The organism is Thermoanaerobacter sp. YS13, from assembly GCF_000806225.2.
In the GTDB taxonomy this organism is placed as follows: Bacteria; Bacillota; Thermoanaerobacteria; order Thermoanaerobacterales; family Thermoanaerobacteraceae; genus Thermoanaerobacter; species Thermoanaerobacter uzonensis.
On the sequence record NZ_JOOI01000001.1, the window covers coordinates 925,831 to 938,561 of the forward strand.

14 protein-coding genes and 3 tRNA genes are annotated in these 12,731 nt (G+C 33.3%); 1 reads left to right on the forward strand and 16 read right to left on the reverse strand.

From position 1 onward, the window contains the following. Positions 1 to 92 precede the first annotated feature (92 nt). From hslO to THYS13_RS04835, 10 genes are all read right to left on the reverse strand, one after another. The gene (gene hslO / locus THYS13_RS04790; RefSeq protein ID WP_042833380.1) at positions 93 to 977 is read right to left on the reverse strand and encodes an Hsp33 family molecular chaperone HslO; all 885 of its coding nucleotides are present in this window, start codon (positions 975 to 977) and stop codon (positions 93 to 95) included. Between the two features lie 60 nt (positions 978 to 1,037). Continuing rightward, positions 1,038 to 1,241 (reverse strand): cold-shock protein, encoded by a 204-nt coding sequence (locus THYS13_RS04795; RefSeq protein WP_003867228.1) that lies wholly within the window; start codon positions 1,239 to 1,241, stop codon positions 1,038 to 1,040. A 74-nt stretch (positions 1,242 to 1,315) separates the two neighbouring features. Then, positions 1,316 to 2,062 (reverse strand): NAD-dependent protein deacylase, encoded by a 747-nt coding sequence (locus THYS13_RS04800; RefSeq protein WP_042833381.1) that lies wholly within the window; start codon positions 2,060 to 2,062, stop codon positions 1,316 to 1,318. Between the two features lie 25 nt (positions 2,063 to 2,087). Further along, the gene (locus THYS13_RS04805; RefSeq protein WP_042833382.1) at positions 2,088 to 2,258 is read right to left on the reverse strand and encodes a small, acid-soluble spore protein, alpha/beta type; all 171 of its coding nucleotides are present in this window, start codon (positions 2,256 to 2,258) and stop codon (positions 2,088 to 2,090) included. Between the two features lie 3 nt (positions 2,259 to 2,261). Then, positions 2,262 to 3,743, reverse strand: a complete 1,482-nt coding sequence (locus THYS13_RS04810; protein WP_042833383.1) for a hypothetical protein — start codon at positions 3,741 to 3,743, stop codon at positions 2,262 to 2,264. A gap of 96 nt (positions 3,744 to 3,839) precedes the next feature. Further along, the gene (locus THYS13_RS04815; protein WP_042833384.1) at positions 3,840 to 4,061 is read right to left on the reverse strand and encodes a NifU family protein; all 222 of its coding nucleotides are present in this window, start codon (positions 4,059 to 4,061) and stop codon (positions 3,840 to 3,842) included. A gap of 52 nt (positions 4,062 to 4,113) precedes the next feature. Continuing rightward, positions 4,114 to 4,578 (reverse strand): GAF domain-containing protein, encoded by a 465-nt coding sequence (locus THYS13_RS04820; protein ID WP_042833386.1) that lies wholly within the window; start codon positions 4,576 to 4,578, stop codon positions 4,114 to 4,116. Between the two features lie 143 nt (positions 4,579 to 4,721). After that, a complete protein-coding gene (locus THYS13_RS04825) occupies positions 4,722 to 5,495 on the reverse strand; it encodes a prolipoprotein diacylglyceryl transferase (RefSeq protein WP_042833387.1) in 774 nt (257 codons plus the stop codon). A 254-nt stretch (positions 5,496 to 5,749) separates the two neighbouring features. Beyond that, the gene (locus THYS13_RS04830; RefSeq protein WP_042833961.1) at positions 5,750 to 6,925 is read right to left on the reverse strand and encodes a M20 family metallopeptidase; all 1,176 of its coding nucleotides are present in this window, start codon (positions 6,923 to 6,925) and stop codon (positions 5,750 to 5,752) included. Positions 6,926 to 7,335: 410 nt separating this feature from the next. Beyond that, a tRNA-Val gene (locus tag THYS13_RS04835) sits at positions 7,336 to 7,412 on the reverse strand. Positions 7,413 to 7,596: 184 nt separating this feature from the next. On the opposite strand from THYS13_RS04835, the gene THYS13_RS04840 reads away from it, so the two are divergent. After that, positions 7,597 to 8,028 carry a hypothetical protein gene (locus tag THYS13_RS04840; protein WP_042833388.1) on the forward strand — a complete coding sequence of 144 codons (432 nt, stop codon included), beginning with the start codon at positions 7,597 to 7,599 and terminating at the stop codon, positions 8,026 to 8,028. 20 nt (positions 8,029 to 8,048) lie between these two features. Here the strand turns inward: THYS13_RS04840 and pepV are convergent, their stop codons facing one another. The 6 genes from pepV to deoD form a co-directional block, all read right to left on the reverse strand. Further along, positions 8,049 to 9,443 carry a dipeptidase PepV gene (gene pepV, locus THYS13_RS04845; protein WP_042833389.1) on the reverse strand — a complete coding sequence of 465 codons (1,395 nt, stop codon included), beginning with the start codon at positions 9,441 to 9,443 and terminating at the stop codon, positions 8,049 to 8,051. Positions 9,444 to 9,514: 71 nt separating this feature from the next. Next, positions 9,515 to 10,600: a glycosyl hydrolase family 18 protein gene (locus tag THYS13_RS04850; RefSeq protein WP_042833390.1), complete on the reverse strand. Its 1,086-nt coding sequence runs from the start codon at positions 10,598 to 10,600 to the stop codon at positions 9,515 to 9,517. A gap of 92 nt (positions 10,601 to 10,692) precedes the next feature. Continuing rightward, a tRNA-Ala gene (locus THYS13_RS04855) sits at positions 10,693 to 10,768 on the reverse strand. Between the two features lie 18 nt (positions 10,769 to 10,786). Continuing rightward, positions 10,787 to 10,863 (reverse strand) — tRNA-Val (locus tag THYS13_RS04860). A 56-nt stretch (positions 10,864 to 10,919) separates the two neighbouring features. Further along, the gene (manA, locus tag THYS13_RS04865) at positions 10,920 to 11,876 is read right to left on the reverse strand and encodes a mannose-6-phosphate isomerase, class I (RefSeq protein WP_042833391.1); all 957 of its coding nucleotides are present in this window, start codon (positions 11,874 to 11,876) and stop codon (positions 10,920 to 10,922) included. A gap of 69 nt (positions 11,877 to 11,945) precedes the next feature. Further along, positions 11,946 to 12,647, reverse strand: coding sequence for a purine-nucleoside phosphorylase (gene deoD / locus THYS13_RS04870; protein ID WP_042833392.1), 702 nt, complete (start codon positions 12,645 to 12,647; stop codon positions 11,946 to 11,948). Positions 12,648 to 12,731 lie beyond the last annotated feature (84 nt).

Genomic DNA, 12,731 nt, shown 5'->3' on the forward strand with positions numbered 1-12,731 from the left:
AAAACTGCTATTAGTCAACACTATTTTGAGGATTTTTTCGCCTTTATGTCTAATTAAAAATAAAAAATATCGATGATTCTCTTAAATTTGCTTTATTCCTCTGCAATTCTCAGCAATTCTTTAAGCCTACTTTCCTCTATCAAATACTTTTTACCACAAAAATGGCATACAGCTTCAACAGATTGTCCTTCTGAAATAAGTTTTTCTATCTCCTCTTTTCCAAGAGCAATTATAGCAGTTTCAAATCTTTCTTGTGAACAATCACATTCATATCTTAAATCTACTCTTTCTAAAATATTAAGTCCCATCCCCCCTAATATGTGGTTCAATATATCTTCTGGCAGATATCCATTTCTTAATAATTCTGTAACTGAAGAAATATTCCTGAGTGCTTCCTCTAACTTTGCTACAATTTTTTCTTCAATATTAGGCAATAATTCTATAATAAAGCCTCCAGAAGCTAAAACATTTCCTTCTTTTCCAACTAACACTCCTACCCCAACAGCAGAAGGTACCTGCTCAGAGGCATAAAAATAATAGGCTATATCTTCCCCAATTTTCCCAGTTTGAAGCTCTACAGTTCCAATGTAAGGTTCCTTTAAACCTATATCTTTTATAACAGTCACATATCCATTTTTACCAACAGCTTTGCCTACATCTAATTTTCCTTTTTCAGACAGTGGTAAGTCCACTTTAGGATTTCCTACATACCCTTTGACAATTCCCGGATAATTTGACACTGCAATAATATTTCCTATCGGTCCATCACCTTTTATAACTAAGGTAACCTTATCTTTTTCTCCCTTCATCATAACTCGCATCATAGCAACAGCTGTCAAAGTTCTCCCTAAAGCTGCACAAGTGGTAGGTGTGAGATCGTGAATTTCTTTAGCTTTCTGCACAGTTTGTGTTGAAAAGGCTGTAATAGCTAATATTTTATTATTGTAAGCTGTAGCTCTTACAATGTAATCACTCATAGTAAATACCTCCTATATCAAAAAACCCTAACATATTTAATGTTAGGGTTTGATTTCGCGTCAGTTTACCTTTCTTACCTTAGAAGCTTGTGGTCCTTTTGCGGCTTCAACTACCTCGAACTCAACTTTTTGTCCTTCCTCTAATGTCTTAAAACCATCACCTTCAATTGCTGAGTAATGGACAAATACGTCTGTGCCATCCTCCCTTTCAATAAAGCCATAGCCTTTCTCGGCATTAAACCATTTTACTTTACCTCTTACCATTTATATCTTCCTCCAAACTTGATAAATAATTTACTTCTCTATCATAGCACTTATATATCAAATTGTCAAATTTTTTATTGAAATTTTATAATATCCCATATATTTCTAAGCGCATAACTTGCTTTTTCCCTTATAACTACATCAGCTTTATGGTCATAAGGAGTTTCTGTCGCATTTATAATTATTAAATGTCTTACTATATCTGGCAAAAAGTTCACAGGCGAAACTGCCAGAGAAGAACCTATGACTATTAACAAATCGCTGGACTTTACTTCTTTTATGGCCAAATCAAATGCATGAGGCATAGGATCTCCAAAAAGCACAACATCTGGGCGCAATATGCCATTACAATCATCGCAGCGAGGAGGAATTTGTTTTTTATTTACTTTTTCCACTAAAACTTCAAAAGAGACTTTTTCCCCACAATGTAAACAACTTCCTTCTCTCGTATTGCCGTGAACTTCGAATACATTTTTAGAACCAGCTTTTTGATGAAGATTGTCTATATTTTGTGTAATTACTCCAAAAATTATACCTTCTTTCTCCATTTCGCTTAATATGTAATGAGCTTCATTAGGTTCAGCATTTCTCATTGAAGACAAAATCTTGAAGCCAACTTTATAAAATTTCTCCGGGAAATTGTACAATACCCTCGTTGACAAAACCTCCATTGGATCTAAGTTCTCCCACAAACCCGTTCCTGGGCTTCTAAAATCAGGTATACCACTTTCCGTTGATATACCTGCTCCTGTCAATACAATAGTTTTTCTTGACTGCTTAATGAGGCGAGCAGCCTCTTCAAACAAATTTATATCCCCCATGGCAATTCACCTCAAATAGAGTATATCACAACTTTTCTTTTTTTCCTACCTCCTGTTGCATTTTCATCTTTTTCTTAACTATAGAGCCTATCTTCCCCGTTTCTTGGGCAGACAACTTAGACCATCCAACTTTTTTTACCTTTTCAAGAAGTCCTAATTCTTCAGCCGCTTCAAGTTTCAAAATTTCATTGTTCATTCTCTAATCCTCCTCCCAATTTAAAGAACTGTAATATATCTTTTCCCCTGTACTGGCATCTATCATAAACTCCAAAGAGTTAGGTATATACACTAATTTACCTTTTTTATTCTCTGTTATAAAATAGTACAGTTTAAAACCACTATCTATAAAAATATTTTGAGCAACTTGTATATTGATAGTATTGTTTATCTTTGGAAAATCAATATAATCCCAATTAAAGATTATTTTTTTAACTATTCCTTCCTCATTTGTTTCAATGGTTATATAATTATTAGAAATTATCGTATTGTTTGTTTGTCTATAAAAAGTATAAATTTTATTATCTCGATAATTCATAGGATATGCTACCAAAAAATCACAAGACAAATAATTATAAAGATGTTCTTTCACATATGTTTTTGCCTCTTCCATATCAAGTATTCTAAAATCTTTCTCATTATAATTCCAATATCCAAAACCTAAGTGAAGAATACTCTGGTCGTGAGAATCAATTGCTACATTTATATTTAAAATTTTGTCTTTTAAACTTGTAAAATTCCAATCATAAGTCACAGCCGGTTTACCCGTCAAATAAAAATTATTCACATAACCGGATTTGAGCAAAGAAATTTTATCTATTTTTAAATTTTTTGATATATCTTGAGCAATTATCTCTGGACTTTTTAAATTAAAACAATCGTCTTTTAACTTTAAAAAATCCAGTGTAATCATTTCTTCTTTAATATCATTTCCTTTATAATCAATAAAAATACCACTTTTTGCATCAATCCCATAAAACAAAGGATTCAAAGAGGAAATATACACCAACTGATACTTTTTGTCTTCTTTATAAGCCATAAGCTGAGGAACAATATATTTTTGATATAGGCTTTTTATTTCGCCAATACTTTTAATATCCTTTGTATCCTCATATTTCACTTTTTCCGAAAGATTTTCACCAAAAAATTTAACAACTTCTCCTGAATGAGAATCTATGTACACAACTATTTCTCTATTATCCACTATCAGGTGATTTATCACTTTTTTAAAAATTAACTTATAAATATATGGTTTTTCTAAACTTTCATCAATATACTCATCATCTGAAAGGCTTTTTGCAAATTGATATTCTTCTCCTGTAATTGAAGATATCAAATTGTGGGCTAAAACTATAGACTCACTTTTTGAATATTTTTCTGATAAATTTTTGTCTAAAGGTGTAAAAGTATTTACATAGTAATCTATATACTCTAATTTATCATTGTCAGTATTGTATACAATTTTTAAATTCTTAAATGGATTACTTCCTTCAAATTTAAAGCTATATAACCCATTTTTCAACTTATGTTCTACCAATTTTAATCCCCTTGTAAAAGGTACCTTCATTATTATTTTTTGTAATATTTTTTCTTCTGAATAAGGATTAGCTTCTGAATAGGCACTTGATAAATTTAAAAATAATATCAAGACAATCAATCCTGCTAAACAAAATTTTTTAACCATACATAGACCTCCTTGAAAATATTCCCATATATACTATTCTATGTATGGTTAAAAATTCCTGCTTATATAACAAAAAAATCCGGATTACCCGGATTTTTAAACTGCTATTACTTCCCTCACTTCAGGTATTTCTTCTTTGATAGCCCTTTCAATGCCTTCTTTCAGCGTCAACGTAGCAAAAGGGCATCCTCCACAAGCGCCTGTCAATCTTACCTTTACAATTCCATCATCTGTAACGTCAATAAGTTCTACATCTCCTCCGTCTGCTTGAAGAGATGGTCTTAAAAGCTCTAATACTTCTTCTACTCTTTCTCTCATAGCCTATCCTCCTTCCTGACACAATTATTATACCACAAAAGCCAATGGATATCTATTTTTTAAGTTTTCGACTTATAATCTCTGCAACTTTTTCTAAAAATCTTTTATCTTCTTCATCAAAAGCAGCTAAATCATCGCTGTCAATATCTATTTCTCCTATTATGTCGCCATTAACCCATATTGGCACTACAATTTCCGATTTCGTCTCAAGACTACAAGCCAAATAATTATCTTCTTTTGTTACATCATCTACAATTATAGTATTTTTTTCTGCAACAGCTCTTCCACAAACTCCCTGCCCTACTTTAATTCTCACATGCTCTGTAGGTCTACCAATATAAGGTCCTATTACTAACTCTCCATCCTTTATGAAATAAAAACCTGTCCAATTGTAGTAAGGAACATTGTCTGCTAATATCTTAACAACTTCACCATAAAATTCATCCATATCATCAATTTCTCTTGCCATTTGGTCAATCCTAACTAATAAATCATCAAAAACTTTTCTTTTTTCCATCTTTTCAGCTCCTTTGTAAAAAATTTATCAAATATAATTTTACCATTAAAATGTTGTAAAATAAAGTAGTTCCCTTTTAGATTTATCAATAGTTAAAGATTAATTCAATTTGCCTTAAATAAGAAAACTGCCTCAAAGGCAGTTTAATTGTAAAATTGTTTATTGGGGTCATTTAAAACCTTTCTAATCATCCAGTATGCCAATATCAAAATGAAAGGTGTTACTAACTGAGTTAAAGTAAAAAATCCTATTCCCCATTTTTCATTTAAATATACAGGCCATATTAAAGGATTGTCTCTTACTGTTTCTTCAATTAAACCTCTCATCAATTGATAATAAAATATAAAAGACCAAAATTGATATCCATCAGGCATATGCTTTTTCTGTATATAAAAATATCTTATAAGAAGTATTATCCCCATGGCAACTCCTACTAATTGTGCAGGCCATCTCCCAAATGCAAATTCAGTCGGTCTTCCCAATACTTCTTGATTAAAAATATTGCCAATTCTCACCAATATGTTTCCAATAGCAAGACCTAAAACTGCAAAATCCTCCAAAGGATTTATCCTCACACCTTTTTTACGGCAATAATAAAGTCCTGCTAAAAAACCACCTAAAACTGAACCATGCCAAGATAACCCACCTTCATAAATTTTTAAAACTTGGATAGGATTTTTAATAAACCACTCAGGATAATTTGCCAATACAAACATCAATCGAGCACCTATAACACCAGAAATTACTACAACCATTAATAGATTTAATAAAAAGTCTTCATCGTAATTTAATTTCATTGCCTCTTTGTACAAATAATATCCACCGATAGCAATAGAAATAGCCATAAAAATTCCATACCAATGGACAGCAATTGGACCAATTTTAAAGGCATAAGGGCTAATTGTCGGAATGTACATCATACAACCTCCATACAATAGTTTTTAAACAGAAAACTCTGATAAGATTTTCATTATAATATCATTCTACAGCATTTCGATAATAAGTCAAGAGGTGACTTTTATTTCCTTATAATGCTTTTATATGACTCTGAAATAAAAAAATCCTATCCTCAACATAAAAAGTTTTGGCACCAAGCCCAAATTACATAAAAATAAAGGCAGCAAGCTTTTTTCTACTCTGATTGGTATAAGAAATTGCTCGCGAGGAATATTTAAGAAATTTCAACCGTTTTTTTAAACTCCTCTTTTATCTTCTTTAGCAATTCCTCTTTTGTCATTATATCTACCGCCGTCATAGCCAAAGCTTTGGCTGCAAGTACGGCTGCCTCCTTCCCCCTCTGTGAACCTGCAGCTCTCAAAAATTCCAAGCCATGAGGGGCTATGTCCTCTTCAGCTATGGCAATATGTGGATGGATAGAAGGCACAACCTGGCTTACATTTCCCATGTCCGTTGAACCAACGCCCTCTTCTTTATCACTTATATCATGATAACCCAGTTCCTTTAAATTAGTTCTAAATGTCTCAGCCATAGTTTTATTGGTTACTAGGTTGTCAAAGCCAAGCTCAAAATTTCTATATGAAAGCTTTGCTCCAGTTGCCACTTCAGCACCCTTGGCACAGGCTATTACTTTTTCCTTTACCTCCAGCATGTATTTTTTTTCTTTTGCCCTCACGTAAAAGCGGGCAATAGCTTTTTCGGGAATAATATTGGGAGTGTATCCTCCTTCGGTAATTATTCCATGGATTCTCGCATCAGGTCTCAACTGCTGCCTTAAGGCATTGATACCGTTGAAAAGAAGGATAACCGCGTCGAGAGCATTTATGCCTAGGTGAGGTGCAGCAGCAGCATGTGCTGCTTTACCCGTATATGTAAACTCCAGAGCTTCTATGGCAAGGGAAGTGGTATATACTGTAGTTCTATTGCCAGGGTGTACCATCATAGCTGCATCCACATCATTAAAAACACCTCTTTCTACTAGTATTACTTTGGCACCATCAGTTTCTTCTGCAGGAGAACCTACTAACATCACTTCGCCAAAAAGCTCTTCACTTAATGCCCCTAAGGCTGCTGCAGCTCCAAAACTCGCGGCTGCAATTAGGTTATGACCACAAGCGTGACCTATTTCTGGAAGAGCATCATACTCAGCCAAAAGCGCCACCCTGGGACCAGGTTTTTTAAGTTTTTTCTGTGCCAAAAAAGCAGTTGGCAGACCTTCTACTTCATTTATTAAAAAACCATAACCGTTTATTTTTTCCTTTAGTAGTTTTGAAGCTTTAAATTCTTGATTTCCAAGCTCAGGATTTTTGTATATCTCATCAGCAACTTCAAAAATCTCCCCCTTAATACTATCGATAAAAGAAATGACCTTCTTTTTCAATTCTTCCATACCTATAACACCTTCCTGATATACATGAATTTTATAAAAATGTTTATTAATATCGCTAAGCATTTTATAAATATTTCTCCATTTAGAATAAGTGGATTTACGTTTCTGTTGATTTGTCCATAATTCCAATCAAAAATAACGAAAGTAATGATTACTAGTGTGTGTCACATGTTGTAATTTATGTTATCAATTTAAAACAGTAAAGTCAAGAACCTTTTTGTATCTCCCTCAAATAGGTATAGACGCATTTACCACTTAGAGAATAATTACAAAAACATTGAAGAAGATAGCACATAAAAAGAATAGAGCTGTCTCCTTGGGCAACAGAATTAAATATTACCATTCCTTCATAAACATCAAAAAAATAAAAATTCCGGCATTTCTATAACGCCGGAAAATCTTCATATTATTGGTGGGGTTAACAGGGATCGAACCTGTGACCTCTACGATGTGAGCGTAGCGCTCTGACCAGCTGAGCTATAACCCCACTTTCTATATTTTTATTATACACATCCTCATAAAACATGTCAATCACAAATTTTTTAATAAAAAGAAGGAATTTAAACGTTTAAATAGAATTTATGATATAAAACCACTTACTTGTATAGTAACATATACTATATAGTAAAAACCGCTAAATAAGAATATCATTTTATGAAAAGAGGGATATCATGAATGACTTATTATCCTTAAGATGCATAAACACTACTTTGAGCGAAATTCTTAGCGACGAATACCTTTCCCTTATGAAGTGGGAAATAGAAAAAACCTCAGGAATTAACTTTATACAACATATTCTAAAATATGAAGACGATACTGAATGGTTTATCCTTTTGAACGGAATTGAAAAAAACTCTCGCCTTTGGTTGACAATTTTCGAGGACCCTTATGAGCCAGTTAATAGAATTATAATTAATGAACTTTCTGTGTCTTTTGAAAAAGAAATTGACAAAAAAGAACTAGAAAAACAAATTATAAAAACTGTTTCTGAGTTTTTACGCGATATTGGTGTCATTTCAGTATATTCTAATAATACATCTTTGCCTTGGGAAAAATTAGGATTTGTGCTAGAAGAAAATAAATTATATTTTAGTTTAAAATAAAACCCCTCAAAAGAGGGATTTTATTTTGCTAATTCATATATAGCGTGAGCATAAATTTTTGCATTTAATATCAGATCTTCAATCTCTATATATTCATCTGCTTGATGTGCTAACTCTGGTTTGCCTGGGAAAACAGGCCCAAATGCTACTGTGTTAGGCATCTCCTTGGCGTAAGTTCCCCCACCTATTGCTAAAAGCTCTGCTTTCTGTCCCGTCTGTTCCTCATAAACTTTGCTCAAAGTTTTTATCAAAGGATGGTCTGGTGGAAAATACAAAGGTGGTTGATGGAGCATGTCTTCTATTCTCATCCCATTAGTTTTGATTTTCTCTTCGAAAATATTCATCCAATCCTCATATTTATATTTTACAGGATATCGAATATTTAATCCTAATACTCCTTTGTTTTCATCTAATTGAATAGTACCAACGTTAAAAGTCAATTCTCCTGTTTCATCTTTTAAGTATATGCCAAAAGTTTTTCCATCTGTTTCCATTCCCACATTTTTAGCAAAGAAATGTATAAAATCTTTGACATCGCTATCCTCTAAATCTATTCTGTCAAGGAAGAGAAACAATTGCATTATAGCATTCTTTCCTAAGTGTGGAAGACTGCCATGAGCCGAAACCCCTACTGACTTGATTACAAGCATTTCGCCTTTCTCTTCAGCCTTCAAATTGTAACCACTCTCTTTTACGAAAGCTTTTAACTTATCTTGAATTTCTTTCTTTTTATCTGCTTCTTTTACCTTTAAGGCAGCTTCACAATAGCCCGGCACTACATTGGGCCTTTCTCCACCTTTGATATATTCTATAACTATATTACTGGGCTTTTTATTAAAGTCTTTTACCACATTAAACATTGTTATCCCCTTTTCTGCATATATAATTGGATATTGAGCATCAGGAGTAAAACCCATAGTAGGAGCTTCATCATGTTTTAAATAATAAGCAATTTCGTGAGAACCTGTCTCTTCATTTGTTCCAAATAAAATTCTTACTCTTTTAGAAAGCTTTAACCCAGCGTCTTTTATAGCTTTTAACCCATATAAAGCAGCAATTATAGGGCCTTTATCATCTACAGTACCTCTTCCATATATCTTTCCCTCATGTATTTCAGCACCATAAGGTGGATGGGTCCACCCATCACCTTCTGGAACTACATCTAAATGTCCCAAAACTCCTATCATTTCTTCTCCTTCGCCGTATTCTGCATACCCTACATATCCATCCACGTTTTTAGTCCTAAAGCCTAAACTTTGTGCAATCTCTAAAGCTTTGTGCAATGCCTTCGCAACACCTTCTCCATACGGCATACCTGGTTTTGGCTCATCTTGTACACTTTTTATCTTGACTAACTCTTGAACAAATTTTATAATGTCATCTCTCATATTGTCTATGTAGGAATTTAAATCCATGAAAATCCCCCCAATAATTTGGTAATCACATCTTTATTATATATCTTTACTTAAATGTTTTCAATATTTTTCTATCTGCTTCCTATTTTCTTACCTATAACATTCCAAAAAGAAGGGGTTTCAAAGCCAATCCTCCACACACATATGCCATGTAAATTATACCTTTTAGCAACTTCTATCTTCTCAGCTAAAGTGGCAGAGTTTTCAAACCATACCTCTCTCGTTATTCCCATGTTTTTGTCATAATAGACATAATAAGGCTCTTGGTATTGGTTGCTCCACTTTATTTGAATTCCTTGAATTTGTGCTTTTGTAAGTATTTCTTTTGTAGGGCGAGAGAAACCACCACTCTTACTGACAGGCCAATCATATCCGTAAGTAGCGACTCCCAGACATATTTGCTGTGGCTTAAAACCCTCATTTAGCGCATCTTTCACATTATACTCTACCCACTGTTCTGGAGAAACAGGTCCTGGAGGAGTAGACGCATTGTGTCTATCATAAGTCATCAATGTTACATGATCCACCAAAGGCGCCAATTTGTGATAGTCATATATACCTGATATTTCTTTAGGTACATGATAATGCGGTATTACAGATATATCAAGAATTTTACCTTCTTTTTTAATCAAAGGTCTTATTTTACTCACAAACGCTGTTAGATAATCTTTATCTTTAATGTAATTTTTAGTTCCATGAGGAATAAACTCAAAATCTATATTGTAACCATCAAAATTATGTTTTTTTAACAAGGCCATTAATTGAGAAATAGCCTTTTCACGGATATTCGGATCCAAGAGAACTTCATCTTTGCTGTTTGCCACATTAACCAGAGGAACTATCTTTATCCCTTGTTTTTTCGCATAATCCAGCGCCTGAGGATTTGTAGAATCTTTTACTGTCCCGTCTCCTTCTACAGTAAGCCACAATGGAGAAAGTGTATCAATATATCTTGAATATTTTACCAGTGATTGATATGAATTGTCTGGTCCAGCAGAATCAACATAAAATCCTACTACGTGAAGTTTTTTTAATCCTAGCTTACCAAAAGGCTTAAAAAAAGGTTTTTGAATTGTATTTTTACATGCACTCAAAAAAATTGATATGGTAAACAGCAAAACTATCAAAATCAATACAAATCTTAACTTTTTCCTCATAAAAAGATATAACCTCCTCATTTTTGTTATGATTCGGTTATATCTTGTGAAAAAAAAATAAATTTATGTATAAAAATATTTTATTTTCAGTTTGGTGGAGATAAGGGGATTCGAACCCCTGACCTCATGCATGCGAAGCATGCGCTCTCCCTACTGAGCTATATCCCCATGTAACCCATATAAAAATGGTGGGGTTAACAGGGATCGAACCTGTGACCTCTACGATGTCAACGTAGCGCTCTGACCAGCTGAGCTATAACCCCACTTCTTGCTTTTTTATTATACAATTTTAATAAAAGGTTGTCAATATTTATGCTTTTTATATATAAGCTTTGAGCACCTTGCAATTTCCTTCTACTGTATAACTCGGTGTAGAAGCTGGTATTAGCACAGTCTCTCCTGCCTTTAATTCAACAATATCTTCATAAAAATCAATTTTGCAATTTCCTTCTACAGCTGTTAAAGTGTTAAATTTTCCTTCTGTATCTATTTTTACCTCTTCATTTATTTCAATTATACTTACCTGAAAATATGGAGATTTAACAACATGAGATATGCGTCCGCCTCGTATTTCTTTAAATTCAGGTATTATTTTATCTGTCTTTATATTAAAATTTATAACATTTAAAGCTTTTTCTATATGTAACTCTCTCTTCCTACCGAATTCATCTACTCTATTGTAATCATATACTCTATAGGTGAGGTCTGAATTTTGTTGAATTTCACAAATAAGTATGCCTTCACCTATGGCATGCACCATCCCTGAAGGTATGTAAATCACATCACCTGGCTTTACTTCTATTTCCTTTAAACATTCTTCTAATCTTTCTTCCTTCAATAGTCTTTTAAATTCTTCTTTTGTGGTTCCTTCTTTTAAACCGCACACAAGTTTAGCCCCGGGTTTTGCATCTATTATATACCACATCTCTGTTTTTCCAGAATCGCCATTTTCGTATTTAAAAGCATATTCATCATCTGGATGAACTTGGACAGAAAGTTTGTCTTGCGCATCAATTATTTTGATAAGTAAAGGAAATCTCTCATAATTTACCCCTTTACCATATATATCCTCAAAAAATTTGTAGGCTATATCACTTAGTTTTTGGCCATTAAATTCTCCACCTTCAATTACACTGACAGCAGTTCTATTGTCAGATATTGTCCACAATTCTCCAATTTTTTTACCCTCGGGAATATCAAAGCCAAATTTATCTCTTAATGCAGTACCTCCCCATATTCTCTCCATAAAAATAGGCTTAAATTTTAAAGGCTTCATCACCTATCAGCTCCTTTTTTAATTATTTTAAAAAGAGGATAAACCCAGCTATCCTCTTTTTAAAAATCATTATTCAGCAATTTCTAGTGCAATTTTTACCATGTCCATAAAAGTCTTTTGCCTTTCTTCAGCTGTCGTTGCTTCTCCGGTAACCAAGCTATCGCTCACTGTCAATATTGTAAGAGCATCTACATTGTACTTAGCAGCCAGAGTATATAGTCCTGCAGTTTCCATTTCTACTGCCAAAACACCAAACTTCGCCCATAATTTCCAACTGTCTGGGTCATCATTATAAAAAGTATCCGTTGTAAGAATATTTCCTACTTTAGGTTGTATTCCTAACTCCATTGCTTTATCATAGGCTTTTTTCAATAATTTAAAACTTGCTGTAGGAGCATAATCCATGCCATTAAATCTAATCTTATTTATTGCAGAGTCTGTTGAAGAACTCATGGCAATTACTATATCTCTGAGTTCGATATCTGGTTGCAAAGAACCACAAGTACCTATTCTTATGAGATTTTTCACGTTGTAACTGGTTATAAGCTCATTTACATAAATAGATAAGGAAGGTACTCCCATGCCTGTACCTTGAACTGATACTCTTTTCCCTTTATAATGCCCTGTAAAACCATACATTCCTCTAACTTCATTGTAACATTTTACATCTTCAAGAAAATTTTCTGCTATGTATTTAGCCCTTAAAGGATCTCCTGGCAATAACACTGTTTGAGCGATTTCGTTTTCTTTAGCCCCAATATGTATGCTCATCTGAATCTCTCCTTCTATAATAGTTTTGCCCATATATAATATTAGCAAAAAACAACTTTTAAATCAAACAAAAATTTATGGACC